The 26,032-nt window shown below is 72.6% G+C and carries 27 protein-coding genes and 1 pseudogene; 15 read left to right on the forward strand and 13 right to left on the reverse strand.

The window, feature by feature from the left end; translation table 11 throughout:
- Both ACFQO7_RS25380 and ACFQO7_RS25385 read left to right on the forward strand, forming a co-directional pair.
- Nucleotides 1-431: pseudogene (locus ACFQO7_RS25380) on the forward strand (helix-turn-helix domain-containing protein); the annotation flags it as partial.
- A 9-nt stretch (nt 432-440) separates the two neighbouring features.
- A complete protein-coding gene (locus ACFQO7_RS25385) occupies nt 441-1,511 on the forward strand; it encodes a polyprenyl synthetase family protein (RefSeq protein ID WP_376808719.1) in 1,071 nt (356 codons plus the stop codon).
- Between the two features lies 1 nt (nt 1,512).
- Here the strand turns inward: ACFQO7_RS25385 and ACFQO7_RS25390 are convergent, their stop codons facing one another.
- Nucleotides 1,513-1,953, reverse strand: a complete 441-nt coding sequence (locus ACFQO7_RS25390) for a guanyl-specific ribonuclease (RefSeq protein ID WP_376808720.1) — start codon at nt 1,951-1,953, stop codon at nt 1,513-1,515.
- Nucleotides 1,954-2,010: 57 nt separating this feature from the next.
- Here ACFQO7_RS25390 and mptB point away from each other — a divergent pair, with 57 nt between their 5' ends.
- Complete coding sequence (mptB, locus tag ACFQO7_RS25395; protein WP_376808721.1) at nt 2,011-3,450, forward strand: polyprenol phosphomannose-dependent alpha 1,6 mannosyltransferase MptB; 1,440 nt, start codon at nt 2,011-2,013, stop codon at nt 3,448-3,450.
- On the opposite strand, the gene ACFQO7_RS25400 is transcribed toward mptB, so the two are convergent.
- Genes ACFQO7_RS25400 through ACFQO7_RS25410 form a run of 3 tightly spaced genes read right to left on the reverse strand, consistent with a single transcriptional unit; the run spans nt 3,395 to nt 4,379 of the window.
- The gene (locus tag ACFQO7_RS25400) at nt 3,395-3,703 is read right to left on the reverse strand and encodes a lycopene cyclase domain-containing protein (RefSeq protein ID WP_376808722.1); all 309 of its coding nucleotides are present in this window, start codon (nt 3,701-3,703) and stop codon (nt 3,395-3,397) included. The two genes, mptB and ACFQO7_RS25400, sit on opposite strands and share 56 nt — an antisense overlap.
- Nucleotides 3,700-4,017, reverse strand: coding sequence for a lycopene cyclase domain-containing protein (locus ACFQO7_RS25405; protein WP_376808723.1), 318 nt, complete (start codon nt 4,015-4,017; stop codon nt 3,700-3,702). Before ACFQO7_RS25405 ends, ACFQO7_RS25400 begins: the two co-directional genes overlap by 4 nt.
- A 2-nt stretch (nt 4,018-4,019) precedes the next feature.
- Nucleotides 4,020-4,379: an Rv2175c family DNA-binding protein gene (locus ACFQO7_RS25410; protein ID WP_239167012.1), complete on the reverse strand. Its 360-nt coding sequence runs from the start codon at nt 4,377-4,379 to the stop codon at nt 4,020-4,022.
- 84 nt (nt 4,380-4,463) lie between these two features.
- On the opposite strand from ACFQO7_RS25410, the gene ACFQO7_RS25415 reads away from it, so the two are divergent.
- The 5 genes from ACFQO7_RS25415 (at nt 4,464) to bfr (ending at nt 8,810) form a co-directional block, all read left to right on the forward strand.
- Entirely contained in the window at nt 4,464-5,093 is a 630-nt protein-coding gene (locus ACFQO7_RS25415; protein ID WP_376808724.1) for a hypothetical protein, read from the forward strand.
- Nucleotides 5,094-5,178: 85 nt separating this feature from the next.
- Nucleotides 5,179-7,164, forward strand: coding sequence for a Stk1 family PASTA domain-containing Ser/Thr kinase (pknB, locus tag ACFQO7_RS25420; protein ID WP_376808725.1), 1,986 nt, complete (start codon nt 5,179-5,181; stop codon nt 7,162-7,164).
- Entirely contained in the window at nt 7,149-8,000 is an 852-nt protein-coding gene (locus tag ACFQO7_RS25425) for a deoxyribonuclease IV (RefSeq protein WP_376808726.1), read from the forward strand. Before pknB ends, ACFQO7_RS25425 begins: the two co-directional genes overlap by 16 nt.
- A gap of 88 nt (nt 8,001-8,088) precedes the next feature.
- Nucleotides 8,089-8,271 (forward strand): (2Fe-2S)-binding protein, encoded by a 183-nt coding sequence (locus tag ACFQO7_RS25430; RefSeq protein ID WP_376808780.1) that lies wholly within the window; start codon nt 8,089-8,091, stop codon nt 8,269-8,271.
- Between the two features lie 41 nt (nt 8,272-8,312).
- Nucleotides 8,313-8,810 carry a bacterioferritin gene (bfr, locus tag ACFQO7_RS25435; protein ID WP_465252388.1) on the forward strand — a complete coding sequence of 166 codons (498 nt, stop codon included), beginning with the start codon at nt 8,313-8,315 and terminating at the stop codon, nt 8,808-8,810.
- A gap of 142 nt (nt 8,811-8,952) precedes the next feature.
- Here the strand turns inward: bfr and ACFQO7_RS25440 are convergent, their stop codons facing one another.
- Entirely contained in the window at nt 8,953-9,978 is a 1,026-nt protein-coding gene (locus ACFQO7_RS25440) for a threonine aldolase family protein (protein WP_376808727.1), read from the reverse strand.
- Nucleotides 9,979-10,069: 91 nt separating this feature from the next.
- Between ACFQO7_RS25440 and ACFQO7_RS25445 the strand changes: the two genes are divergently transcribed.
- On the forward strand, nt 10,070-10,765 hold the full coding sequence (locus ACFQO7_RS25445) for a hypothetical protein (RefSeq protein ID WP_376808728.1): 696 nt from the start codon (nt 10,070-10,072) through the stop codon (nt 10,763-10,765).
- Nucleotides 10,766-10,864: 99 nt separating this feature from the next.
- On the opposite strand, the gene ACFQO7_RS25450 is transcribed toward ACFQO7_RS25445, so the two are convergent.
- Complete coding sequence (locus ACFQO7_RS25450) at nt 10,865-12,292, reverse strand: class II 3-deoxy-7-phosphoheptulonate synthase (protein ID WP_360537348.1); 1,428 nt, start codon at nt 12,290-12,292, stop codon at nt 10,865-10,867.
- 116 nt (nt 12,293-12,408) lie between these two features.
- Between ACFQO7_RS25450 and ACFQO7_RS25455 the strand changes: the two genes are divergently transcribed.
- The gene (locus ACFQO7_RS25455) at nt 12,409-12,966 is read left to right on the forward strand and encodes a hypothetical protein (RefSeq protein ID WP_376808729.1); all 558 of its coding nucleotides are present in this window, start codon (nt 12,409-12,411) and stop codon (nt 12,964-12,966) included.
- Here ACFQO7_RS25455 and ACFQO7_RS25460 read toward each other — a convergent pair.
- The 4 genes from ACFQO7_RS25460 to ACFQO7_RS25475 all read right to left on the reverse strand — a co-directional run bounded on the left by ACFQO7_RS25460 (nt 12,915) and on the right by ACFQO7_RS25475 (nt 16,175).
- A complete protein-coding gene (locus tag ACFQO7_RS25460) occupies nt 12,915-13,283 on the reverse strand; it encodes a hypothetical protein (RefSeq protein ID WP_376808730.1) in 369 nt (122 codons plus the stop codon). The two genes, ACFQO7_RS25455 and ACFQO7_RS25460, sit on opposite strands and share 52 nt — an antisense overlap.
- 154 nt (nt 13,284-13,437) lie before the next feature.
- Nucleotides 13,438-14,259 carry a pyrroline-5-carboxylate reductase gene (gene proC, locus ACFQO7_RS25465; RefSeq protein ID WP_376808731.1) on the reverse strand — a complete coding sequence of 274 codons (822 nt, stop codon included), beginning with the start codon at nt 14,257-14,259 and terminating at the stop codon, nt 13,438-13,440.
- Between the two features lie 89 nt (nt 14,260-14,348).
- Entirely contained in the window at nt 14,349-15,374 is a 1,026-nt protein-coding gene (locus ACFQO7_RS25470; RefSeq protein WP_361045591.1) for a 6-phosphofructokinase, read from the reverse strand.
- Between the two features lie 264 nt (nt 15,375-15,638).
- Nucleotides 15,639-16,175: a polyadenylate-specific 3'-exoribonuclease AS gene (locus ACFQO7_RS25475; protein WP_376808732.1), complete on the reverse strand. Its 537-nt coding sequence runs from the start codon at nt 16,173-16,175 to the stop codon at nt 15,639-15,641.
- A gap of 56 nt (nt 16,176-16,231) precedes the next feature.
- On the opposite strand from ACFQO7_RS25475, the gene ACFQO7_RS25480 reads away from it, so the two are divergent.
- Nucleotides 16,232-17,059, forward strand: a complete 828-nt coding sequence (locus ACFQO7_RS25480) for a DUF1028 domain-containing protein (protein ID WP_376808733.1) — start codon at nt 16,232-16,234, stop codon at nt 17,057-17,059.
- A 58-nt stretch (nt 17,060-17,117) separates the two neighbouring features.
- On the opposite strand, the gene ACFQO7_RS25485 is transcribed toward ACFQO7_RS25480, so the two are convergent.
- The gene (locus ACFQO7_RS25485; protein ID WP_376808734.1) at nt 17,118-17,999 is read right to left on the reverse strand and encodes a phosphotransferase enzyme family protein; all 882 of its coding nucleotides are present in this window, start codon (nt 17,997-17,999) and stop codon (nt 17,118-17,120) included.
- Between the two features lie 200 nt (nt 18,000-18,199).
- Between ACFQO7_RS25485 and ACFQO7_RS25490 the strand changes: the two genes are divergently transcribed.
- Nucleotides 18,200-18,892: a Crp/Fnr family transcriptional regulator gene (locus ACFQO7_RS25490; protein ID WP_203687929.1), complete on the forward strand. Its 693-nt coding sequence runs from the start codon at nt 18,200-18,202 to the stop codon at nt 18,890-18,892.
- A 204-nt stretch (nt 18,893-19,096) separates the two neighbouring features.
- Nucleotides 19,097-20,758, forward strand: coding sequence for a cellulose binding domain-containing protein (locus ACFQO7_RS25495; RefSeq protein WP_376808735.1), 1,662 nt, complete (start codon nt 19,097-19,099; stop codon nt 20,756-20,758).
- A 56-nt stretch (nt 20,759-20,814) separates the two neighbouring features.
- Here ACFQO7_RS25495 and ACFQO7_RS25500 read toward each other — a convergent pair whose 3' ends face one another.
- Nucleotides 20,815-21,120, reverse strand: a complete 306-nt coding sequence (locus ACFQO7_RS25500; protein WP_361045581.1) for a hypothetical protein — start codon at nt 21,118-21,120, stop codon at nt 20,815-20,817.
- 255 nt (nt 21,121-21,375) lie between these two features.
- On the opposite strand from ACFQO7_RS25500, the gene ACFQO7_RS25505 reads away from it, so the two are divergent.
- Complete coding sequence (locus tag ACFQO7_RS25505; RefSeq protein WP_376808736.1) at nt 21,376-24,759, forward strand: AAA family ATPase; 3,384 nt, start codon at nt 21,376-21,378, stop codon at nt 24,757-24,759.
- Between the two features lie 23 nt (nt 24,760-24,782).
- On the forward strand, nt 24,783-25,289 hold the full coding sequence (locus ACFQO7_RS25510; RefSeq protein ID WP_376808737.1) for a GNAT family N-acetyltransferase: 507 nt from the start codon (nt 24,783-24,785) through the stop codon (nt 25,287-25,289).
- Nucleotides 25,290-25,292: 3 nt separating this feature from the next.
- Here ACFQO7_RS25510 and ACFQO7_RS25515 read toward each other — a convergent pair whose 3' ends face one another.
- Entirely contained in the window at nt 25,293-25,979 is a 687-nt protein-coding gene (locus tag ACFQO7_RS25515; RefSeq protein WP_376808738.1) for a lysophospholipid acyltransferase family protein, read from the reverse strand.
- Between the last annotated feature and the right edge of the window lie 53 nt (nt 25,980-26,032).

A 26,032-nucleotide genomic window follows, 5' to 3' on the forward strand; every position in this document is an offset into this window, starting at 1 on the left:
GGCTCGGCGACCGGGTCCGCCCGGACCAGGAGCCGTCCTGGCTGTACTGGCTGGACCAGGCGGAACTGGCCGCCATGACGGGCCGGTGCCTGGTCGCGCTGGACCGGCCGGTGCGGGCGCTGCCGCTGCTGGCGCAGCCGGGCCTGCGCCGGCCGCGCCGTGGTCAGCCGCGCACCAGGGCGGTCTATGCGGGCTGGTACGCGCGTGCCCTGCTGGGTGTCGGCGAGGTGGAGCAGGCCTGCGCGGTCGGCGCGGACGCGGCGGTCGAGGCGGTGCGGGCCGGATCGGTGCGGGCGGCCGAGCAGACCCGCGAATTGTCGGTGCGGCTGGCGGCCCGGCCGCAGACCCGGCCGATCCGTGAGCTGAGTGAGCTGATCACACAGCTCACGTCATACCTACCGGGGTCATCCACACGGCCGGGAGTGAACTAAGTTCGTCCCATGACCATTCACCCGGTGGACCGGGCCGCGCTGCGGTCGCGGGTCGAGAAGGCTCTCGCGGTCTTCCTTGCCGACCGCCGGGCGCACATGGCGGGCATCGACGCCGGCCTGGCCCCGCTGGCCGACGCCGTGGAGGCGTTCGTGCTGGGCGGCGGCAAGCGCCTGCGTCCGGCCTTCGCCTACTGGGGTTACCGCGGCGCGGGCGGCGACGACCGCGACGACGTGGTGTCCGCGCTGGCCGCGCTGGAGCTGGTGCAGGCCAGCGCGCTGATGCACGACGACCTGATGGACGCCTCCGACACCCGCCGCGGCGAGCCCGCGGTGCACCGCCGGTTCGCGATGCTGCACGACCGGGAGCGCTGGCAGGGCGGGGCGGCCGGGTTCGGCGCGGCGGCGGCGATCCTGCTCGGCGACCTGTGCCTGGTCTGGTCCGACGAGCTGCTGCACGAGAGCGGGCTCGACCCGGTGACGGTGGCCCGGGCCCGGCCGGTGTTCGACCTGATGCGCACCGAGGTCATGATCGGTCAGTACCTCGACGTGCTCACCCAGGCGTCCGCGGACACCTCGGTGGAGCGGGCGTCGCAGGTGGCCCGGTTCAAGTCGGCGAAGTACACCGTCGAGCACCCGCTGCTGCTGGGGGCCGCGCTGGCCGACGCCCCCGCCGCGCTGAGCGAGGCGTACTCGGCCTTCGGGCTGCCGCTGGGCGAGGCGTTCCAGCTGCGGGACGACGTGCTCGGGGTGTTCGGCGACCCGGTCGCCACGGGCAAGCCGGCCGGGGACGACCTGCGCGAGGGCAAGCGGACCTACCTGATCGTGATGGCGCTCGCGCACGCCGCGCCCGCCGACCGGGACACGGTCGCCGCCACGCTGGGCAGCCCCGACCTCGACGAGGCGGGGGTGGCGCAGCTGCGCCGGATCATCACGGAGTCGGGCGCGCTGGCCCGCACGGAGGCGTACATCGCCGAGCTGACCTCGGCGGCGCTCGCCGCGCTGGAGGCCGCGCCGGTCGAGCCGGAGGCGGCCGAGATGCTGCGCGAGCTGGCCGACGCCGCGGTGCACCGCGCCACCTGAGTCAGCGCAGCACCTGCCGGAAGCTCTCGTAGTGGTCGGCGGTGTAGTAGAGATCGCCGTCGCGGCCCGCGACCAGCCGCCGCGCGCCGCGGTCGCGGGAACCCGGCGTGGGCACCGTGTACTCCCGGTAGTAGCCGCGCGGCTGCCGGGGCAGGATGCCCTCCAGGTTGCCGAAGACGGTGCCGTCCTTGTCGTAGGGGAACGGCCCGTTCGCGTCGATCAGGGCGACCGTGGCGACCGCCTCCTTGGGCAGGTCGCGCAGGGGCACGGTGGGCAGGCCCGACACCGGGGTCCGGACCGCCGACGCCGCAGGTGCGCTGCCGTCGCCTGAGGGCGCCAGCGCGGTGCGCGCGCAGTACCCGAGCAGCGCCATGACGGCGACCAGCAGCACCGCCACCACGGCGGCGATCGTGATGTTGCGCCGCGTCGCGTACCTGTCCACATCAGGGAGTGTGCGGTGTCGCGCGGTCGCGATCAAGGACCGTGGAATCATCGACTGGTGCTCCCCCACCCCACCTCCCGCGCCACGGTCGCCCTGGGCTGCGTCTCGGGCGTGCTGCTGGCCGCCTCCGCCTACCTGGCGGGCGCGTTGCCGGCCGGCGACCCCGGGCCTGGGCTGCGGCTGGGCGGGTTCGGCGCGGTGTCCGGGAGTTTCCTGCTGGGGCTGGCGTGCTGGCTGGCCGGCCTGGCCGGCTGGACGGTCGCGTGGTGGCGGCTGGGCCGGGCCGGCGCGGCCGGACGGTGGCCCGGCTCGTCGTGGCGTCTGCTGGCCGTCGGGGCGGCGTGGGCCGCTCCGCTGCTGGTCGCACCGCCGCTGGGCAGCCGCGACGCCTATGCGTACGCCTGCCAGGGCTGGCTGTGGCGCGCGGGCCTGGACCCGTACGCGATGGGGGTCGCCGACGGCGGCTGCCCCTGGACCGCGGCGGTGCCCGAGCTGTGGTGGCACACACCGACCCCCTACGGTCCGGTCGCGGTGCTGCTCACCGGGCTGGTCACCGCCCTCGGCGGCCTGCTCGGCGCCCTGGCCGGCCTACGCCTGCTCACCCTCACCGCGGTGACCCTGCTCGCCCTCGCCCTACCACCCCTGGCCCGCGCCTGCGGCGTCCCCGTCTCCGCCGCCTACTGGCTGGCCCTGCTCACCCCCCTCACCGCCGCCCACGCCCTCTCCGCCCTGCACAACGACGCCCTCGTCGCCGCCCTCTCCGTCACCGCGCTAGCCCTCGCCCTGCCCCACCGCCCACGGGATCGCGACGGCGGGGCGGCGGCGTGGTGGGGGGCAGTCGGGGCGGGGGTGGTGGTGGCGTGCGCGGTGGGGGTCAAGGTGACCGCGGTCGTGGTGGTGCCGTTCGTGGTGATCCTGTTGGGGCGGCGATGGTGGGGCGCGGCCGTGGCGGGGATCGCGGCGTTCGCGGCGGTGAGTTTCGGGTCGGGGCTGGGGCTCGGGTGGGTGGCGGCGCTGCGGGGAACCGGGGAGCTGGTGCAGTGGAGTTCGCCGCCCACCGCGGTGGGCATGGCCGTCGGTTACGTGTTCCGGCTGGTGGGGCGGGGTGAGTGGGTCGACGCCGCGGTGGCCGAGGGGCGGGCGCTGGGGCTGGTGGCGCTGGCGGCGGTCGGGGTGTGGGGGCTGGTGCACGCGTGGCGGCGGCGCGGTGATGTGGGGGCCGTGGTGCGGGCGTGCGGGTGGGTGATGGCGGCGACGGCGCTGCTCGGGCCGGTGTTCTATCCGTGGTACGCGCTCGCGCCGCTGGCCGTGCTGGCCGCGGCGGAGACGGATCCGCGGCGGCGGCGGTGGGTGGCCGTGGCAGCCGTGGCCTGCGCGGTGCTGACGCTGCCCAACGGGCTGGGGGTGCCGGTGCTGACCAAGGCGGTCGGCGCGTTCGCGGTCACGGCCGCGCTGATCGTCGTCGCCGTCCGGTCCAGACCCAGAGCGACAGCGTGAACAGCACCAGCGCGAAACCGAAGACCAGGTCCTCGACCGGGGCGTACGCGATCCGCACGCCCGTGATCGCCTCCGGCGCGTAGCGGACCACCCCGCGACCGGTCAGCACCCCGTTGCTGAGCAGCTGGAACAGCAGCACGATCGGATACGTCGCCCAGAACACCAGGCTCAGCAGCACTCGGGTGCGCAACACCAGCAGGTCGACCGCCACCGCGCCGGCCAGGCCGAGCACGGCCGCCACCGTGTACGTCACGGACGCCGCACCCGGTCCAGCACCGTGCGCACGGCCTCGAAACCGAGGATCGCGCACAGCGGCACCACCAGGAAGAACAGCAGCTCCTCCAGCGGCATGCCACCGGGCAGCCAGACGCCCAGCACCTGATCATGATCGAACGACCAGTGCCCGGCCGCGATCGCAAGCAGGTCCCACGCGCCGAAGACCAGCACCACGGGCACGGCCACCAGCAGCAGCCGCCGCCACTGGCGCAGCACCCCGACCCGCAGCACCGGCTCCAGCCACAGCGCGCACAGCAGGCAGCCGAGCAGGACCGCCAGGTACGCGTACACCGTCAGAAGGCCACGGCCTGGGCCCGGCGCTTCACCTCGCGGGCCTTGTCGCCGCCCAGCGCCGCCGCGGGCGTCCCCGGAAGCGTGTCGTCGGCGGTGTAGAGCCACCGCACGGCCTCATCGTCGTTGAACCCGGCGTCGCGCAGCAACGTCAGCACGCCGGGGAGGTGCTTGAGCACGATGTCGTTGGCCACCAGTTCCGCGGGCACCTGGCGCACGCCCTCATGGCGTACGGCCAGCAGCGAGCCGTCCTTGATCATCTGGTGCACCTTGAGAATCGGCAGGCCCAGGCGCTCGGCCACGTCCGGCAAGGGCAGCCAGGTCGTGGGTGCGTCGGTCGTCGAGTGCGAAGTTTCGGCCACCTCCACACCTTGCCACGTCGCCGACCGGGCACACCACCGCATCCCCATCCCGAGCGCCGTGCCGGCCGAGGAGAGGAGACCCCGATGAGTCCCTGGCAGACGATCAAACGGGAGATCGACGGCGCACGCCGTTCGCTGCGCTACGACCTCGCCCGGCGCCGGGCGAACGACACCACCTCCGTCATGCCCGCAGTCGGCGACGGGCCGGAGCCACCGCCCCGGACCCGCCACCGGGTGGTCCTGGCGGCCGGCGCGATGATGCTCGCCTCGGTCGGGGTCGGCGGCTACTACGCGGTCGCGGCCGGGGTGGACGCCGTGCTCGGGGACGAGCGCGCACCCGGCGCCCTGCCACGGGTGCCCGCGCCGGCCGGCTCCGCCGAACCCGTGCCGTGGCGGCAGGCCGGTGCGACGCCCAGCCCCACCGATCGGGTGAAAGACGTCCCGGCCGGCCGTCTCGTCACCCCGCGTCCCAGCCCGCGGCGCACGTCCGCACCCACCCCGACGCCGACTCCGTGCGACTGCGAATCGTCGCCCACGCCGTCCCCGTCGCCCACGCCGTCGCCGTCCCCCTCGCCGAGCCCGTCGCCCAGCCCCAGCGCGTCCCCCTCGGCGTCGGCCTCGGCGTCCGCGCTGGCGTCGGCGTCGGCGATCGTGATTCCGGACACCTCGCAGCCGGGTTCGCCGGATGCCGGCGAGGACCTGGAGACCCCCTAGCCATGCAGGAGAAACGCCCGGTCGCGACGCGATCGCACGCGCGGGTGTACGACGCGGGCCACCGCCTGACTTAGACTGCGCTGCGATGGACACTCAGGTCGCCGATCCACTACTCGGCACACTCGTCGACGGGCGCTACCGCATCCGCGGTCGCGTGGCTCGTGGTGGCATGGCGACCGTCTACACGGCTGTGGACGAGCGCCTGGAGCGCACCGTCGCCCTGAAGATCATTCACCCGGCGCAGGTACGCGATGCGGCCGGCCAGGCGTTCAGCCTCGACCGCTTCACCGACGAGGCCAAGACGATCGCCCGGCTGACCCATCCCAACGTCGTCGCCGTCTACGACCAGGGCACCCACGCCGGCCTGCCCTACCTGGTGATGGAGTACGTACGCGGCCGCACGCTGCGCGACATCCTCGCCGAGCGCCGCCGGCTCACCCCGGTCGAGGCCCTCGCGGTGATGGAGCAGGTGCTGGCGGCGCTGGCCGCGGCGCACCGCGCCGGTCTGGTGCACCGCGACGTCAAGCCCGAGAACGTGCTGGTCGCCGAGGCGCCCACCGGCGGCAGCCACAACCTCATCGACGCCGTCGCGAAGGTGGCCGACTTCGGGCTGGCCCGCGCCGTCGAGGCCAGCGCCGACGACCCGAACGGCGGCCAGCTCATGGCCACCGTCGCCTACGTCGCCCCGGAACTGGTCACCGACGGCCACGCCGACCCGCGCAGCGACGTGTACAGCGCCGGCATCGTGCTGTTCGAGATCCTCACCGGCCGCGTGCCCTACGACGCCGAGCGCCCCGTCGAGGTGGCCTGGCAGCACGTGGACCGCGACGTGCCGCCGCCGTCGCGCATCGTCGCCGGCCTGCCCCCGGTGCTGGACGAGCTGGTCGCCGCCGCGACCCGCCGCTCCCCCGGCGGCCGCCCCACCGACGCGGGCGCGCTGCTGGCCGCCGTGCAGGCCGCCCGCGAGAACATCGCCGCGAGCGGCACCACGCAGCGGATGCGCCCGGTCGAGCAGGAGACCGTGATCGTCAGCCACGTGACGCCCGCCGCGCGCCCGTCCTGGGCCCGGCTGCCCGACGCGCAGCCCGCGCCGCGCTCGCGCCGCCGCGCGCCCGCGCCGGCCCCGAGCAGCCCGGTCGACCGGATCAAGGCGCAGTACCGCAAGCTCATGGGCGATCCGCGGGGCCGCCTGGCGCTGACCGCGGGCGCGGTCGTGCTCGCCCTGCTGGTGCTGACCGGCGGCTGGTGGCTGGGCTTCGGCCGGTACGAGGTGACGCCGCAGCTGACGAACCTGACCAAGGACCAGGCGATCAGCACGCTGGCCCAGGCCGGTCTCGAGTACCGGTTCCTGGACCCGCAGTACCGCGAGGACGTGCCCAAGGACGTGGTGCTCGTGCAGAACCCGCCGCCCGGCGAGCGGGTCGTGCGCGGCGGCACGGTGGTCCTGACCCTGTCCGCCGGGCCCGAGCGCTACCTGGTGCCGGACGTGGTGGGCAAGTCGTGGGAGCTGGCCGTCGCCGACATGCAGGCCGCGCCGCTGAAACTGAAGCCGGTCAAGGCCGGGGAGAAGTACGACGACCTCGCCCCGAAGGGCACCGTGCTGTCGACCGACCCGAAGGCCGACACCGAGGTCCCGCCCGGCACCGAGGTCAAGGTCATCGTCAGCAAGGGCAAGGCCCCGCTGAGCGTGCCGTTCGTCGAGGGCAAGACGGTCGCCGAGGCGACCGACATCCTGCAGAAGATGGGCCTGCGGGTCAGCGTCGAGCGCGTCGAGTCGGACAAGCCGTACGACATCGTGGTGAAGCAGACACCTGCCAACGGTGCCGGCGCGGAGCCCAACGACGAGGTGAAGCTGCAGGTCAGCAACAATCAGAACGTGAAGGCGATGCCGGAGGTGCGCAACGCGCGCTGCGGCGACGCCGAGGGCCTGCTCGCCTCGATGGGGCTGCAGGTCGAGGTCCGAGGCGTGCTCGGGGACAAGAACTGGTTCAAGGTCGTGAACCAGAACCCGGCGTCGAACACGGCCGTGCAGGCGGGACAGCAAGTGGTGATCGAATGTCAGCTGGGATGACCAACCAGGTCGGGGCGCACGCACCGGTCGCCGGAGGGCTGGCGAAAGCCGCGCTGCCCTACATCGACAAGGTGTCGGCCGCGGCGGTGCAGGTCTACGTGGGCAACCCGCGGGGCTGGGCCCGCCCGCCCGGCGACCCCGCTCAGGACGAGGCCTTCACGGCGGGCTGCCACACCCGGTCCGTCCCCGCTTACGTGCATGCCTCGCTGCTGGTGAACATCGGCTCCCCCACCGCCGCGACGGTCGAGCAGTCCCGCGAGGTGCTGACGCACGCGCTGCTGCGGGCGGCGGCGATCGGCGCACGCGGGGTCGTCTTCCACGCCGGCTCCTCGGTCGACGCCGAGCACGCCCCGGCCGCGATGCGCCAGGTGCGCGAGGTGCTGCTGCCGCTGCTGGACGCGCTGCCCGAAGACGGCCCGCGGCTGCTGGTCGAGCCCAGCGCGGGCGGCGGGCGCTCGCTGGCGGCCCGCGTCGAGGACCTGGGGCCGTACCTGGACGCGGTGGACCGCCACCCGCGCCTGGGCGTGTGCTTCGACACGTGCCACGCCTGGGCGGCCGGGCACGACCTGGCCAAACCCGGCGGCATGACGCTGACCCTGGACGCCCTGGTCGAGGTGTGCGGGCCGGACCGGCTGGGCCTGGTGCACGCCAACGACTCCAAGGACCCGATGGGGTCCACTCGCGACCGGCACGAGGCCATCGGCAAGGGCCTGATCGGTTCCGAGGCGTTCGCCGAGATGTTCCGCCACCCCGCCGTCGCCGGTGTTCCGATCATCGTCGAGACGCCCGGTGAGACGCACGCCGCTGACATTTCCCTGCTCAGGGGCTTGCGCTAGGCATTTCCTTTAGGGCACCCTTACTGAGGCAAGGCTTGCTTGACCGCGAGCCTCACTCCTCCAGTGCCGAAGGGTCCCTGCTGTGTTCGTGTGCATCTGTGAACGGGTTCGTGAGTGCGAGGTGCGCTCGGCGATCCGCGCGGGCGCGCGCTGCGAGGACTCCGTCGGCGAGGCATGTGGCGCGGGGACCGGATGCGGTTCCTGCCTGGACCGCATCGTGGACCTGATCGACGAGGAGAACACCGACACGCTCGTGGCAATCGCCGTATAACGGGACAACACGCGTAGATTTACCCCCATACGAGAGTTCCCGTGGGGGGTTTCTTCACCATGCAAGGCGACGCCCGAGTCATAGAGTTCCTCAACGAGCAGCTGACCGCCGAGCTCACCGCGATCAACCAGTACTGGCTGCACTACCGCATGCAGGAGAACTGGGGATACACGAAGCTCGCGAAGTACACCCGGCACGAGTCGATCGACGAGATGAAGCACGCCGACCGGCTCGCCGAGCGGATCCTGTTCCTCGACGGCCTGCCGAACTTCCAGAAGCTCTTCGCGCTGCGCATCGGCGAGACCGTCAAGGAGCAGTTCGAGTGCGACATGAAGGTCGAGGTCGAGGCCGTCGAGCGGCTGCGCCTGGGCATCGAGTACATGCGCTCGGTCGGTGACGTGACCTCGGCCAACATCTTCGAGGACATCCTCCAGGACGAGGAGCACCACATCGACTACCTGGAGACCCAGCTCGGCCTCATCGCCAGCCTGGGCGAGGGCCTCTACCTCCAGAACGTCACGGAACACCCGGAGCCCTGAGCTTCCGCGTACACGGCGGGCCGGTGCTGACGCACCGGCCCGCCGTCGTCTCTGCGCCAAGGCGGCTGCAGTTTCCAGGAAACTGCTGCTTGAGCTCAGGTCATTCCCGCAGTTTCCCCGAAAGTGCAAGCTGGGCGGGTGCTCAGAGAAGGCTTGTCAGCACGTCGATGGCCCGGTCGATGGCGGCGTCGTCGATGTCCAGGTGGGTGATGAGGCGGCCGGTGCGCGGGCCCAGCGCGCTGACCAGCACGCCCTGCTCCCGGGCTCGGGCTGCCAGGGTGGGCGCGTCGAGGGCGGTCTTGGCGAGGTCGAGGATGACCAGGTTGGTACGCACCCGGTCCAGGTCCACGACGCCGAACGGGGCCAGCGCCTCGGCGAGCCGCCGCGCCCGCACGTGGTCCTCGGCAAGCCGCTCCACGTGGTTGTCCAGCGCGTAGACACCCGCCGCGGCGAGAATGCCCGCCTGCCGCATCCCGCCGCCCATGCGCTTGCGGATCCAGCGCGCCTTGGCGATCTTCTCGGCGCTGCCGACCACCAGCGAGCCGACCGGCGCGCCCAGGCCCTTGGACAGGCACACCGACAGCGTGTCGAACAGCGCGCCGTACTCGGCCGGCGGCACCCCGTCGGCGATGTGCGCGTGCCAGATCCGGGCCCCGTCGCAGTGCATCGCGATGCCCGCGGTGTCGGCGACCTCGCGCAGGGCGCGCAGCGTCTCCAGTCCGATGACGACGCCGCCGGCCATGTTGTGGGTCTGCTCGACGGCGATCGCCCGGGTCGGCACGGCGTGGTAGCCGTCGGGGCGGATCATCGAGGCGACCTGCTCGACGTCGATCGCGCCGGCCGCGAAGGGCCAGGTGCGGCTGGAGATGCCGCCGATGGCCGCGGCCGCGCCGATCTCGTACGTCACCACGTGCGCGTTCGCATCGCACAGCAGCTCCTGCGCGGGCGGCACGATCAGCTGCAGCGCGATCTGGTTGGCCATCGAGCCGGTCGGAGCGAACAGCGCCGCCTCGTGCCCGAACATCGCGGCGACCTTGCGCTCCAGGGCGTTGACGGTCGGGTCCTCGGCGTACACGTCGTCACCGACCTCGGCGGCGGCCATCGCGGCCCGCATCGGCGCGGTCGGCTTGGTCACGGTGTCGCTGCGAAGATCAACCAGTTGCGTCATGCCTCGTTCCTACCGCATCGGGCCGAGCGGCCGCCGGGCGGTCCGGATCACGGGACAGCGCCGCCGGGTGATTGTTCCTATCCTGCGTGCTGTGACCGACGCCCAGGCCGACAACGGCCCGCTCCCGCACGACGACACACCCGAACCGGCCACGCCTGAGATCGACTTCGGGCCCTCGTCACACGAGGCCTCGCCGCAGGAGGCCTCGTCACGGCAGGGGCGGCGGATCCGACCACGAACGCTGCTCATCGGAGCCATCGTGGTGGTGCTCACACTGGCCGGCGCTGTCGCCGTACGGCAGGTCACGGCGGCGCGCCAGGCCCAGCAGTCCCAGCAGTCCACACCGACCGAGGCCGACGGCTACCGGCTGGCGGCGGGCAGCCTGAGCGGCGGTTCCCAGCACGAGGAGCACCGGGCCGGCGGTGTCACCGAACTGCGCTTCACCTGGGACCCTGCCGTCCTGCACCGCTTCTATTTCCCCATCGCGAACCCCGGCCCGCACCCGGTCAGGATCGAGGAGCTGCGGCGAGACCTGGACAGTTTCACGATCGTGGACGTGCATGTCATGTTCCCGGGCGGGAAACAGCCGTTCCAGCCGGTCGTCATCGCCGCCGGCGGTGACCTGAACCTGGTGCTCACGGTGCGCACCGACGAGCCGCCCGCGCCCTGCGCCCGGACCTGGGTCGAAAGCCTGCCAGTGCGCTACACCGTGCTGGGCGTCTCGCGATGGGAACCGGTGCCGACCCCTCGGGTGATCGGCTTCGCATCGACGGCGAAGGACTGCTGACGCGCGCCGCGGCGGCGCCTGGTGATCACCGTTGCCGGTCATGATCTGCAGTCGGTGCGCAGATCATGACTGGAAACGGCCATCATGGGCCGAGGCGGCTCAGCCGCGGAGCATCTCCGCGACCAGGAAGGCCAGTTCCAGCGACTGCTGGGTGTTCAGGCGCGGGTCGCAGGCGGTCTCGTAGCGGCGCTCCAGGTCGGCGTCGGCCAGGGCCTGCGCGCCGCCCAGGCACTCGGTGACGTCCTCGCCGGTCAGCTCGATGTGGATGCCGCCCGGGTGGGTGCCCAGCATCTTGTGCACCTCGAAGTAGCCCAGCACCTCGTCGACGATGCGGTCGAAGTGGCGGGTCTTGTACCCGTTGGACGACTCGTGGGTGTTGCCGTGCATCGGGTCGCACTGCCAGACGACCTTCGCGCCGTTGTCGCGCACCGTCTCGACCAGCTTCGGCAGCGCGTCGCGGACCTGGTGGTTGCCCATCCGGCTGATCAGCGTGAGCTTGCCCGGGATGTTGTCCGGGTTGAGCATCTCGCACAGGCGCAGCGCGTAGTCGGGCGTGGTGGTCGGGCCGAGCTTCACACCGATCGGGTTGGCGATGCGGGAGATGAAGTCCAGGTGCGCGCCGTCGAGGTCGCGGGTGCGCTCGCCGACCCACAGGAAGTGGCCGGACAGGCCGTACGCCCTGCCGTCGGCGATCCGGGTCAGCGCCCGGTCGTACTCCAGCGCCAGCGCCTCGTGCGAGGCGTAGAGCGTGACGGTGCGCAGCGCCTCCTCGTCGGTCATGCCGCAGGCGCGGATGAACGCGAGCGCCCGGTCGATCTCGCGGGCGATGGCCTCGTAACGCTCGCCGAAGGCGGAGGTGCGCACGAAGTCGCGGTTCCAGTCGTGCACGGCGTGCAGGTCGCCCAGGCCGCCGCCGAGGTACGCGCGCAGCATGTTCATCGCGGCGGCCGCGTTGGCGTACGCCCGGATCATGCGCTGCGGGTCGGCGACGCGGGCCTCGGGCGTCGGCTCCAGCGAGTTGATCATGTCGCCGCGGTACGCGGGCAGCCCCAGCGAGTCCAGCGGCTGCGAACGCGGCTTGGTGTACTGCCCGGCGACCCGGGCCACCTTGACCACCGGCATGCTCGCGCCGTACGTCAGCACCACCGCCATCTGCAGCAGCGTGCGGGCGTTGGCCAACAGGTGGCTCTCGGTGTTGTCGGCGAACGTCTCGGCGCAGTCGCCGCCCTGCAGCAGGAACGCCTTGCCCTCGCACACCTGCGCCAGCCGCTGGCGCAGCTGGTCGACCTCGTACGGCGCGACGACCGAGGGCACCGAGTCCAGCACCCGGCACACCTGCTCGACCTCGCTGTAGTCCTCCCACGGCGGCATCTGCGCCCGCGGCAGGGTGCGCCAGTGGTCCAGGCCCAGGTCCTCCGCCGAGGCGACCGTGGTGGGCCGGCCGATGGTGACGCCGGACTCGCCGGGCTGCCGGTTGTCGCCCAGTTCGAGACCGGGGTGCCTGAGCTCATGCCATTCGTGGCGCATGGCCTCCAGGGTAAGGCCGCGTCCGCCGCCGCCCGCAGCCGACGTGGCGCATTCCGCACCCTGAGATCACGCTGCGCGAACGTGTCGCCACCAGGGCGCGGCCTCGTTGATCAGGCATGAGCGAGCGAAGCGGTCCGGCGGTGCAGGGCGATGACGTGCGGCGCGAGATCGGCGCGCTGCCACGGCTGGCCGAGTACACGCCGCACCGGACCGTGGCCGACGTCGACCTCGAAGGCCATGTCGTGCCGGGGCTGACCGGCGAGTTCTTCCGCCGGCCCGAGGACGGGCGCACCGCCACCGTGGGGCTCTACCGCTATCGGGGCACCGAGCTCTTCATGGCCTGGGGGTACGTCGGGGAGGAGCACTGCCGGTGGACGGCGTACCGGCGTACCGACGGAGTCTGGAGCGTGCCGCACGCGGGCTGTCCGCGGGTGCGGCGCAGCGGCGAGCAGCTGGAGCTGGACCTCGACGGCGAGCGGGTGGCCCTGCGCGCAACCGTCCGACCCGGCAGCGGCACCGGATCGGGCGGTTGCGCGGTACCGCCGCCGGCCGTCCGCGACTCGTCGCACACAGCCGACAGCGGGTTCGCACCGTCCGCCGGGTCGCCCCGGCAGCGGGTCTCTCAGCCGGCCGTCTCGACCGCGGCGGCGAGGGCGACCTCGCGCCGTACGTAGACGATCGAGGTGACCGTGATCGCGAGGCTGGTCACGAGTGCGGCCGCGTGCAGCACGGGGTCGGGGATGGGCACGAACGCCAGCACGCCCGCGGGGATCTGCACCAGTCCGATCAGCAGCATCAGCGCTGCCGAGCGGCGGCCGCGGGACCAGGCGAAGGCGGTCCACACCGGAGCGGTGACGACCGCGAGGGTGAGCACGTCGAGGATCGCGTGCAGCACGGGGTTGGTGACCTTGTCGTGTGCGTAGGCGTAGGCCGGGGCGGAGATCATGAGGGCGGCGAGGGTGGTCCCGAGGATCGTTGCTGCGCGTCGCATGGCCGTCTCCTTGCGTGCGGCTCCGGGGGCGGAGCTACGGGGCCGGGGGTTCGGCTCAAACTCCCTGGTCCGAGCCTAAGACGACGCTCCGAACAGCAGGAACCCCCGCAGGCGTGAATGATCCCGCGGGGGTCCTCCGATCACGTGAACGCGCTCAGGACGCCTGGTCGGCGATCTCCTTTGCCCGGTCGCGGGCGGCCTCCAGGGCGGCCAGGAACGCCGCGCGCACCCCGTGGTTCTCCAACTCGCGGATGGCGGAGATGGTGGTGCCCGCGGGCGAGGTGACGGCCTCGCGCAGCTTCACCGGGTGCTCCCCCGAGTCGCGCAGCATGATGGCCGACCCGATCGCGGTCTGCACGATGAGATCGTGCGCCACCTGGCGCGGCAGCCCGAGCAGGATGCCCGCGTCGGTCATCGCCTCGACCAGGAAGTAGAAGTACGCCGGGCCGGAGCCGGACAGCGCGGTGACCGCGTCCTGCTGGCTCTCCGGCACGCGGATGGTGCGGCCCAGCGGTGAGAACAGCTCCTCGGCGATCCCCAGGTGGTGCGCGGTGGCGTGCGGCCCGGCCGAGATCGCCGTCATGGCCTCGTCGACCAGGGCGGGCGTGTTCGTCATGACCCGCACCACCGGCGTGCCCTCGGCCAGCCACTTGGTGAAGAAGCCCGTCGGCAGGCCCGCACACAGCGAGATCACCAGCTTGCCCGCCGGGATCTGCGGCCCCAGCTCGGCCATCAGCGCGCCGGCGTCCTGCGGCTTGACCGCGATCGCCACCACGTCGGCGGCGGCCACCGCCTCCGCGTTGTCCAGCACCCTGATGCCGTACCGGTTGCGCAGCTGCTCGGCCCGCTCCTCCCGCCGCGCGGTGGCGACGATCTGATCCACCGGCCACCCGGCCTTCACCAGCCCGGAGAGCAGCACCTCTCCGATCTTCCCCGCCCCGATCACGGCAACGGTGTACATCCGTACTCCCTCCATGCGCGAAGCGGGTTGATCATGAAGTTAGGGGTGCCGACACGCCGCCGAACACTTCCTTAGGTTCATGATCAACCCGCCGTGGGTCGGGCTCAGCCGAAGAAGGCCTCGGCCTCGGTGTAGCGGTGGAGGGGGACGGTCTTGAGCTCGCGGGTGGCTTCGGCCAGCGGGACGCGGACGATGTCCGTGCTGCGCAGGGCGACCATCTTGCCGAAGTCGCCCTCGTGGACGGCGTCGATGGCGTGCAGGCCGAAACGGGTCGCGAGCACCCGGTCGAAGGCGGTCGGCGTGCCGCCGCGCTGGGTGTGGCCCAGCACGACCGCGCGGGCCTCCTTGCCGGTGCGCTTCTCCAGCTGGTCGGCCAGCCAGTTGCCGATGCCGCCGAGGCGCACGTGGCCGAACGCGTCCAGCTCGCCGTTGAGGGTGATCATGTCACCGTCGGTCGGCATGGCGCCCTCGGAGATCACGATGATCGGCGAGTAGTTGGTCTTGAACCGGGTCTCCACGTGCTCGACGACCTTGTCCAGGTCGAACTTCTGCTCGGGGAGCAGGATCACGTTCGCGCCGCCGGCCAGGCCCGCGTGCAGCGCGATCCAGCCCGCGTGGCGGCCCATGACCTCGACGACCACGGTGCGGTGGTGCGACTCGGCCGTGGTGTGCAGCCGGTCGATCGCCTCCATGGCGATGTTGACCGCGGTGTCGAAGCCGAACGTGAAGTCGGTCGCACCCAGGTCGTTGTCGATCGTCTTCGGCACGCCGACGACGTTCACGCCCAGCTCGGTCAGCTTGGTGGCCACCCCGAGGGTGTCCTCGCCGCCGATCGCCACGAGCGCGTCGACGCCCATGTCGGCCAGGTTCTGCTTGATCCGCTCCACGCCGTTCTCGATCTTGAACGGGTTGGTGCGGGACGAGCCCAGGATCGTGCCGCCGCGCGGCAGGATGCCCCGGACCTCCGGGATGCCCAGCGGGCGGGTGATGCCCTCCAGCGGGCCCTTCCAGCCGTCGCGGAACCCGACGAACTCGTGCCCGTAGGTGCCCACGCCCTTGCGGACCACGGCGCGGATGACCGCGTTGAGACCGGGGCAGTCGCCGCCGCCGGTGAGTACGCCGATACGCATTTTCTCGTCCTCCCGATTACGGGTAGTCAGTTGCCGGGCCCCGGGAGACGAGTGATCACGGCTACGCTGCCGGCCGGGGCGGGCCGCAAATGCGCACTGTACTGGGCTTGCCCGGGTAAGGCCAGCACGCCCCGCCGCTGTCCACATGTCGGGGGCGCGAGCCGGTCACCAGGCCAGCGCAACAGTGTCGTCACGGCAAGGTTACCCGTGCGTGACAGAGCGACGGCAGCCCGGGGCGTGCCGTTCCGGCCCGTCATCGGCCCTTCACCCGGCGTCCACCGCCGGCGGTTTCGCGTCCTTGCGCTTACGCGCCGTCATCGCCTTCCAGCGGGCCAGGTTGTGCCGGGCGTCCACGAGCGCGTCGTGCCGGGCCGTGGCCGCCTCGGGCAGCGTCGGGCGTCCCTTCTCGTCCCACAGCTGGCGCAGCTCCTTGGTGAAGCGCGGAATCGCCCGGGGCAGCGCCACCATCGGCCCCCACAGCTGCGCCAGGCACACGTGGTCGTACGCGCCGTACCAGGCCCACAGCTCGATGGTCTCCTGCGGCCGGCCCTGCAACGGCTCGGTGAGGAACTCCAGCAGCTCGGTGCGGATGCGCTCGCGCGAGCGCCACGCCTTGTCCGCCGGGGACGGGAGCAGGTTCAGCACGTTGTCACGCACCCACGGAATGGCCCGCTTCGGGTCGAACTCGGTGGACACGGCGTAGAACTCCCGGCCGAACTCGTCGACCACGCCGATCGAGACCAGGTCGATGGTGACTCCGTCCTCGATGAACTCGCAGTCGTAGAAATAGCGGTAGGCCACGTCTTCCCCTGTCCCTCTGCGGTGCGTCCGGCGCCGTGGGCCCTACCCTGGGCGCCATGACGTTCTCGATCGTCGCGCGTTCGGCCGACGGGGTCGCACACGGGGTCGCCGTAGCCAGCAAGTTCCTGGCCGCCGGGGCAGCCGTGCCCGCCGCGGAGGCCGCCGTGGGTGCGCTGGCCACCCAGTCCTACGCCAACCTGGCCTACCGCCCGCAAGGGCTGGCCCTGCTGCGCACCGGCACCGCGGCGGCCGACGTGGTGGCCGGGCTGACCGCCGCCGACCCGGAACGCGAATCACGCCAGCTGGGCGTGGTGGGCCGCACCGGCGACGGCGCGACGTACACCGGGTCGGGGTGCCACGGCTGGGCCGGCGGGCGCACCGGCGACGGATACGCGATCCAGGGCAACATCCTCACCGGACCCGAGGTGGCCGCCGCCATGGAGACCGCCTGGCTGGCCGCCGACCCGGCCGACGCGCTCGCGTACCGGCTGCTGGCGGCCCTACGTGCGGGCGACGATGCGGGCGGCGACCGGCGCGGGCGACAGAGCGCGGCGTTGTACGTCGTCGCCCCCGGCCAGGGCTACGGCGGCACCAGCGACATCGTCGTCGACCTGCGCGTGGACGATCACCCCGACCCGTGCGCCGAGCTGGCCCGCCTGCTCGACATCCACACCCTGCTGTTCGGCAAGCCCGACCCGGCGACCCTGCTCCCCCTGCGCGACGCCGTCGCCGACGAGGTCCGCGCCCTGCTGACCGCCCGCGGCCACACCGCGTCCGATCTCGACGCCGCCCTGTCCGACTGGGCCGGCATCGAGAACCTCGAAGAGCGACTGGTCCCCGGCCACATCGACCCTCTCGTCCTCACCCACCTCCGCACCCCCTAGCCCAAAGGAAGGGCACCTTCCCATCGCCATGCGTGGAGGAAGGTGCCCTTCTTGACGCTCAGTCGTCGAGGAGCGCGAAACGGGCCTGGTCGAGGTGGTCGCGCCAGCGGCCGGCGGGGGCGTCGGGGGCCAGCGCCGCCAGGGCGCGGGCGCACGCGTCGGCCTCCAGCGCCCAGCGGAAGCGCAGCAGGGTGTCCAGGCTGCCCTCGATCTCGGCGACCGGCACCGGGCCCGCGGCCTCGTACGCCGCCAGCAGCTCCCGCGCCCGCTCCGGGCCGCCCGCGTGCCGGACGGCCGAGGCCACGTCGTACATCAGCGGGCCGAACCCCGCCCGGCCCCAGCTGACCAGCCCGATGCGGCCGGTGTCGTGGTCGAGCCGGAACGCCGCCGGGCGCGGGTCGCCGTGCAGCGGGCCGACCGTGAGCCGATCGGTGATCTGCAGCTTCGTCAGCGCGGTGACCGCGCCGGTGATCGCCGGCCGCAGCCAGCCCGCACAGGACAGATACGGCGCGTCCGGACGCAGCGGGTGCCACTCGGCCAGACCCGGATGCCGGAAGCCGGCGAGCCCGCGGTGCGCCGCGCCGAGCCGGTCGCCCCACCACTGCTGGTCCACGGGGTCCGCGCCGTCGAGCGGGCGGCCGGGCACGAAGACGAGCAGCGCGAGCACGTGCTCGCCGACGGGCACGCTCAGCGCGCCGTCCGCGGCGCGCACCGGGGCTCCCGTGTCGATGCCCCGCCGGTCGAGATGTTCGGCCGCGGCCAGCCCGGCCTCGAACCGGGGCCGCTCGGCACCCGCCACCAGGACCGCCAGGTACCGCCGGTCACCTACGGCAACCGTCCTGGTCGATGTCGTCGGCTCACCGTCCAGCGGAGTGCAGCCGTCCGGCTGAAGGTGCCATGCCGTACGAAGTGTCGTGCGGATCGTATCGTCAGCCAGCACGGGCGGATTATCACACGTGGCGACACGGTGTCGTATCCGTCGGAGGTGTCTGCGTTACGGCAGATCTGTTGATGGACGGCCTCCGATGGCGACGCACGGAGTGGACGTGGCGGCTCACGCACGCGATGATCTGTCCAGGGTTGCACCGGCCGCCACGACCGTGGATGCCGGTGGGGGTGGGAACACGGAAGGGGTAGGCGGTGGAGATTCGCATTCCGGAAGCTGCGGACGCGCTCACCGGGGTCGACATGTTCGCTGGTCTGGAGCCTGAGGTTCGGCAGCGGGTGATCGCCGCGGCGGTGCCCCGCACCTTCCGCAAGGGGCAGCTGCTGTTTGTCGAGAACGACCCCGGTGAGTCCCTCATCGTGCTCAAGCGGGGTTCGGTGGCGGTCTTCCGCACCTCCCCGACCGGCGAGCGTGCGGTGCTGTCCGTGATGCGCCCACCGGACGTGCTCGGCGAGGTGTCCCTTCTGGACGGTGCGGCCCGCTCGCTCTCGGCCGAGGCGCTGGAGGACTGCACCGCACTGGCGCTGTCGCGCGGCGCGTTCATGGAGCTGGTGCACTCGAACCCGCGCATCCTCGACGCGGTCATGCGCTCGCTGGGCGGGTTGATCCGCCGGCTCACCGAGCAGAACGCCGACCACGTCTTCCTGGACCTGCCGGGCCGCGTCGCGAAGACGCTGGTGCGGCTGGCCGGCGAGAGCCAGGCCCCGATGATCACCATCGAGCTGAACCAGAGCCAGCTGGCCGAGATGGCGGGCGGCTCGCGGCAGAGCGTGAACCAGGCGATCGGCTCCTTCGCCAGCCGGGGATGGCTGCGCACCGAAGGCCGCCGCATCGTGGTGATGGACGTCCCCGCCCTGCGCCGCCGCGCGGGCATGCAGGACCGCTGACGCCGACAGGTCCACCGATCGAGGCTCCTCCCCCACGCAGGGTGGAGCCTCGAGCCGTTCGCGCGCAACGGGTTCGGCCTCTACTGAACCGCTTTACCTGACGAGGGTCGCACCCTAGTATGGGAGCGCTTCCATTGACGGCCGTTCCCATCGCCCGCGATGTGCCCGCATCGCTGAGAACGGCCGCGTTATCGAGGAGACCCCATGCCCCGTTCTCCACGGCGTGCCCTGCTGGCCGCGCTCGCGGCGGTCACGGCCACGCTGGCCCTGGCCATGCCGTTCGTCGGCTCCCCCGCCGCCCAGGCGGCCGACCCGCGCGACAGCTTCGTCACCCGCTGCGGCATCCGCTTCTGCCTGGACGGCAAGCCTTACTACTTCGCCGGCGCCAACACCTACGACGTGTTCACCTTCGGCTACGACTGGCTGCCCGGCGAGCAGTACGTCGACAAAGCCAAGATCGACGCCCACATGACGCGGCTGCAGAGCGACAACGTGTCGGTGCTGCGGCTGTGGATGTTCAGCCACGAGGACTGGATGGGCTTCGAGGCCGCCGAGGGCGTCTACACCGAGGAGGCGTTCATCCTCTTCGACTACGTGATGAAGTCGGCCCGGGACCACGACATCCGGCTCATCCCGGTGTTCGAGAACTTCTGGGAGGCGTACGGCGGCATCGACAAGCGCCTGTCCTGGGAGGGCCTGCCCACCGGGTACGCCAACCGCTGGCGCTTCTTCAACAAGACCGCCTGCCCCGGCTGCTTCACGCAATACCGGAACTACGTCACCAAAGCCCTGACGCGGGTCAACTCGTTCACCGGGGTCGCCTGGAAGAACGACCCCACCGTGCTGGCCTGGGAGCTCATGAACGAGCCCCGCTACCCCGACGCCACGCCCAACGAGAACACCACGGGCACCACCCTGCGGGCCTGGGTCGACGAGATGGGCGCGCTGGTCAAGAGCCTGGACCCGAACCACCTGCTGGGCACCGGCCAGGAGGGCCAGGAGACGAAGTACGGCTACGGCGGCGACTCCGGCGGCCCGTGGACCTACATCCAGTCCTCGCCGTACATCGACTTCACCTCGGGGCACATGTACCCGACCGAGGGCTGGGCCGGCCTGAACTTCGCCTCGGCCCGCGCGCTGCTGCGCCGCTGGATCAGCGACGCGCACACCGTGGTCGGCAAGCCGTTCTTCCTCGGCGAGTGGAACGTGCACGACGACAAGACCACCTGGTGGTCCGAGATGTACGCCGAGATGGAGGCCGCCGGCGGCGACGGCGACGCGTTCTGGTGGTTCCCCGCCAACAGCAACTGCGGCGGCTTCGACTCCGGCCAGGGCTGCCCCGAGCACGCCGTGTTCCGGCAGCACTCGCTGAACATGAAGGCCAAGAGCGGGGTCGTCGACCCCTCGCCGAGCGTCAGCCCGTCCCGCTCGGCGAGCCCATCGCCGTCGGCCAGTGCGAGTCCCAGCGCCAGCCCGAGTCCGAGCCGCAGCACGAGCCCGTCGCCCAGCGCGTCGCCGAGCCCCAGCGCGAGCCCCAGCCCGAACACCGGGACGAGCTGCCGTGCGGTGTACCGGATCGACAACTCGTGGCCCAACGGCTACAACGCCTCGCTGGTGCTGACCAACACCGGCAGCACCACGTTCACCAACTGGGTGCTGACCTTCACGCTCGGCAGCGGCCAGGTGATCGTCAACGGCTGGAACGGCACGTTCACCAGCAGCGGCGGCACGGTGACGGTCACCGCGCCGGGCTGGGCCCCGAACCTGGCGCCCGCGCAGAGCTGGACGGTCAGCTTCACCGGCTCCGGCCCGTCCACGGCCCCGACGAACGTGAAGCTCAACGGGGTGGCCTGCACCGCGAGCTGAGCGAACGGTGAGGGCGGGCCGGATCTCCCGGCCCGCCCTCACGTCAACTCAGGCGGTCACGGCTGCTCGTCGGTCTCCGCGTCCGGGTCGTCGGCCGGCGGCGCGCCGGGGCCCACCCACGCCTTGTCACCGGCGGGCGGCGACCCGGGGCCGACCCACGCCTTGTCACCGGTCGGCGGCGCACCGGGGCCGACCCACGCCTTCTGCGGCTGGTCGGGTGTCGGCTGAATCTCGGTCATGTTCTCCACCACTCCCTGCTCTTCGAGCTCGGCGAGGGTGACCGCGTCGATGTCCACAAGCTCGCCCACGCCGTGCGCGACCCCGAAGGGGTCGGTCCAGGCGAGCGCCAGTCGCACCAACATCGTTCGGCCTCCCACGTACGACCATCGATCGGTTAGCGTCCGCTGGCGTGCGCACCGGCGGCCCGCCTCCGGCGGGACCCCCCGAACGCCTCCAGCGCCACACGAGACCCCGGCGTGCAGGCCGCGGTCTGTCAGTGCACGAAACTGTAGCCGCGCGGCGGTGTTGGTGCGGACCCCTTGTCGCGTTAGCTACAGCGGTAAGGAAACGACCCGGGCGGTCAGGCCATACTGGACCTCCGGCGACCTGGCGGAGACGTGAAGACCCCAACCTGCGCGCACTGCTCCCGCGCGGCCGGCCCGGACGACAGGTTCTGCGGCGGCTGCGGGGCGAACCTGACCCCACCTTGCGTCCATTGCGGACGTACGGTGGCTTTCGGCGACCTCTTCTGCACCGGGTGCGGCAACCCGCTGGCCGCGGGGCAGGGGCCGCCCGCACGGGAGGACCGGCGTCAGGTCAGCGTGCTGTTCGTCGACATGGTCGGCTTCACCACGTACGCCGAGCAGTCCGACCCGGAGCAGGTGCGCATCCTGCAGCAGGAGTACTTCAGCGCGGTGCGCCAGGTGGTCCGGCAGTTCGGCGGCGTGGTGGAGAAGTACATCGGCGACGCGGTGATGGCCATCTTCGGCGCGCCGGTCGCCACCGAGACCGACGCGCTGCGCGCGGTGCGGGCCGGGCTGGAGGCGCAGCGGGTGCTGAGCCGCGGGCCGCTGGCCGCCGCGGCCACCTTCCGGGCCGGGGTGGCGACCGGGGAGGCGCTGGTCGACGTGGGCGCCGCCCGCGACGGCGGGCAGGCCATCGTGGCCGGCGACGTGGTCAACACCGCGGCCCGGCTGCAGGCCGCCGCCCCGCCGCACGCGGTGTTCGTGTGCGCCGACACCGCCCGGGCCAGCGCCGACGACATCGAGTACGACGAGCTGCCGCCCCGCACGCTCAAGGGCCGCAGCTCGACCAGCCGGGTCTTCCTCGCGGTGTCCGCGCGGCTGCAGCGGCGCGACCGGGACGAGTCCACCCCGATGGTCAACCGCGACCACGAGCGCGGCCTGCTGGTCACCGCGCTGCACCGGACCATCCGCGACCGCAGCCCGCAGCTGGTCACCGTATTCGGGCCGGCCGGCATCGGCAAGAGCCGGCTGCTGCGCGAGCTGGCCCGGCACGCCGAGCGCATCCCGGAGACCACGGTGTGCTGGCGGGTCGGGCACTGCCCGCCGTTCGGCGAGAACGTGACCTACGCGGCGCTGGCCGAGATCGTGAAGGCGCAGGTCGGCATCCTCGACACCGACGACGAGGCGACCGCCCGCAACCGGCTGGAGAGCGCGCTGCGGGCCATGTGCGGGGAGCTGGAGGCGGCCCGGCTCGGCGACGCCCTGGGCCCGCTGGTGGGCCTGCCCGGCGCGGGCCTGACCCCCGGCGAGACCGAGTCGGCCTGGCGGCGCTTCCTGCTGGCGATGACCACGGCCAACCCGACCGTGCTGGTCTTCGAGGACATGCACTGGGCCGACGAGGCCATGCTGCGCTTCGTCGAGATGCTGGGCAGCATCGGCCCCGGCGTGCCGCTGCTGGTGGTCGCGACCGCCCGGCCCGAGCTGCGCGAGCGGCGGCCCGGCTGGACCAGCGCGGTCAGCGGCGCCGTCTCGGTGTCGCTGGGCCCGATGCACGACGAGCACATCGCCGCCATGTACCGGCTGATGTTCGGCCAGGCCGTGTTCCCCGCCACCGGGGTCGCCCCGCTGGTGGAGCTGGCCGGCGGCAACCCGCTCTACGCCCACGAGTTCGTGCGCATGCTGGTCGAGCGGGGCGAGCTGCGCCCGGTCGGCGGCAACTGGGCACTGGCCGACGGCGACGCCACCCCGATGCCGCAGACGGTGCAGGCGGTCATCGCCAACCGGCTCGACCTGCTCGACCCGACGGACCGCTCGGTGCTGCAGGCCGCCGCGGTCGTCGGCACCCAGTTCTGGCCGGGCGCGGTGGCCGGGTCGCTGGGCCTGCCCGTCGACGTGGTGACCCGGTCCCTGCAGCGGCTGCAGCAGCGTGACCTGGTCGCCGAGCACCCGACCTCGGCCATGGCCGGCGAGCCGGAGTACGCGTTCCGCCACGTGCTGGTCCGCGACGTCTGCTACCAGCGGCTGCCGCGCAGCGAGCGGGTCGCCCGGCACCAGCGCACCGCCGACTGGCTGGAGCAGATCGCCGACAACCGGGTCACCGACCTCGCCGAGGTGCTGGCCAACCACCGCTGGGCCGCTCACGAGATCGCCCGGACGCTGGGCATGGACCCCGAGCCGTACGCCCCCGCGGCGCGCACCGCGCTGCACCGGGCGGCCCGGCGCGCGTACGCCCTGCATGCCCTGGACGCCGCGGCGACGCTGCTGGACCGGGCGTTCAGCCTGAAGCTGGCGCACGACCCGCTGCTGGACCTGTTCGCCGCCGAGCTGGCGCTGTACCGGGCCGGGGACGAGTTCGCCGACGGCGGCGGCCCGCAGCGGCTCGCCGAGCTGGCCGAGGAGCTGGACCGGCTCGGCGAGCGGGCCGGCGCAGCGCGGGCGCTGACGCTGCTCGGCACGGTCGCCTGGAGCCGCGCGGACCGGGCCGCGACCCTGGCCCACCTGGACGCCGCCGTGGAGCGCTACGAGGAGCTGCCGGAGACCCTGGAGAAGGCCGAGGCGCTGCTGGAGCTGGCCCGGGTGCACATGATGAACTACGAGACCGAGCCGGCGATCGCCGCCGCCGAGGCCGCGGCCGACATCGCCGACCGGATCGGCCTGGCCGAGGTGCACGCCAACGCCCGCATCACCTCCGCCACGGCGCGCTACATCGCGGGTGATCCGACCGGGTTCAGCGAGCTGGAGCTGCTCACCGAGCACTGCCGGGAGCACCGGCTGACCAGCCGCCGCCGGGCGGTGCAGAACTACGCCTGGGCCTGCCTGGAGGAGGGCGACCTGCCCCGGCACCACCGGCTGCTGGACGAGCAGCGCACCGTGGACATCGCGGGCGGGCTGAGCCTGGCCACGAACTTCCACAAGGAGGCCGCCGACGCCTTCTTCGCCGGGGACTGGGACACCCAGGTGCGCGCCATCAGCGAGACGATGCGCTCCAGCGCGGCCGAGTGGGATGCCATGTCCGTGCTCACCTCGTCCTGGATCCGGGTGCTGCGCGGCGAGCAGCCCGACGACGACGCGATCGAGAAGCTGCTCGACTCCGCCCGCCGCAGCGGGTTCCACCGGGTGCTGCGCGGAGCCGTCGCCCCCGCCGCGCTGTGCCGGGCGCTGCAGGGCCGGGCCGAGGAGGCCTCGTCCCTGCTCGGCGAGCTGGAGCAGGACTGGCAGGCCCGGGTGATGCTGCCGTTCGGCGAGTGGGTGGCGGCCGCGGGGCACGCGGCGGCGCTGCTGGGAGCCGTGGACCAGGAGCGGGTGCGAAACATGCTGGCGCGCTCGCCACGGCGTACGCCCTGGGTCCGGGCGGCCCTGGCCACGGTCGCCGGTGATCACGTCACCGCGGCCGCCCACTTCGCCCGCATCGGCGACGCCAGCAACCGGATGCTGTCGCTGGCCTGGGCCGCGCGGGCCGGCAGCCTCGACGAGCCGGGCCTGGTCGAGCTGCGCGAGTTCGCGGCCCGCTACCGGGCGACGGGCCTGCTGGGCTGAACGATCTCTGCTTGGATGGGCCGGTGCCCGAACTCGTGCCGCCCACCCCGCGCGTCCGCGACTCGTACGTCACCGCGATCGGCGAGTACCAGGCCGCGGGCAGCCACCGCAAACCCCGCTACGACGCGGTGCTGGCCGGCGGGTTCGACGCCCACCTGGAGCAGCTGGCGCTGGACGCCACCGAGTGGTCGGCGCGGCGGCGGCGCGCGGACGTGCCGCAGACCACGCTGTGGTGGGTGGACGGGGCGCGTTTCCTGGGTGAGATCCGCGTCCGGCACCGGCTGACCGACGAGCTGCGCCGCGCGGGCGGCCACATCGGCTACGACCTGCGACCGTCGGCCCGCGGGCAGGGCCACGGCGGCCCGATGCTGGCCGCGGCGCTGCCGGTGGCCGCCGGGCTGGGCATCGAGTGCGCACTGCTCACCGTCGAGGCCGCCAACACGCCCTCCCGCCGCATGATCGAGAAGGCGGGCGGCCTGCTGTGGCAGACCGAGGACGGCCGGCTGCGGTACTGGCTGCCGACCTGCTGAGGCTCAGACCGCGGCGGGAGCGGCGTTCTTGATCTTCACGGCGTACGTGTCGACGTACTCGCGGCCGGAGAGCTCCATCACCTCGTACATGATCTCGTCGGTGATCGCGCGCTCGACGAACCGGTCGCCGGCCATGCCCGCGTACCGGGAGAAGTCGAGCGGGGCGCCGAAGCGGATCTTCACCCGCATCACCTTGGGGATCAGCTTGCCGGTGGGCTGCACCACATCCGAGTTGAGCATCGCCACCGGCACCACCGTGGCGCCGCTCTCCAGCGCCAGGCGGGCCACGCCGGTCTTGCCCCGGAACAACCGGCCGTCCGGCGAGCGGGTGCCCTCCGGGTAGATGCCGGCCAGGCCGCCCGCGCGCAGCACGCGCAGCTGGGTGTCCAGGGCGGCCTGCGCGGCGCGGCCGCCGGAGCGGTCCACCGGGATGGTGCCGGTGCCCACGAAGAACATCTTCGTCAGCCGGCCCTTGAGGCCCTTGCCGGTGAAGTATTCCGCTTTGGCCACGAATGTGACCTTCCGCTTGACCACCAGGGGCATGAAGATGGAGTCGGAGAACGAAAGATGGTTGCTGGCGAGGATCGCCGGACCCCGGTCCGGCACATGTTCGAGACCCTCGACCTGCGGCCTGAAGATCAACCGCAGCAGGGGGCCGAGGATGACGTATTTCAGCAGCCAGTAGAGCACTGAGTCCCGTCCAAGTCGATCGGCGAACGTGGTGTGGCGCTTGACGATCCGGC

Source organism: Catellatospora aurea, from assembly GCF_042663325.1.
Taxonomy (GTDB): domain Bacteria; phylum Actinomycetota; class Actinomycetes; order Mycobacteriales; family Micromonosporaceae; genus Catellatospora; species Catellatospora aurea.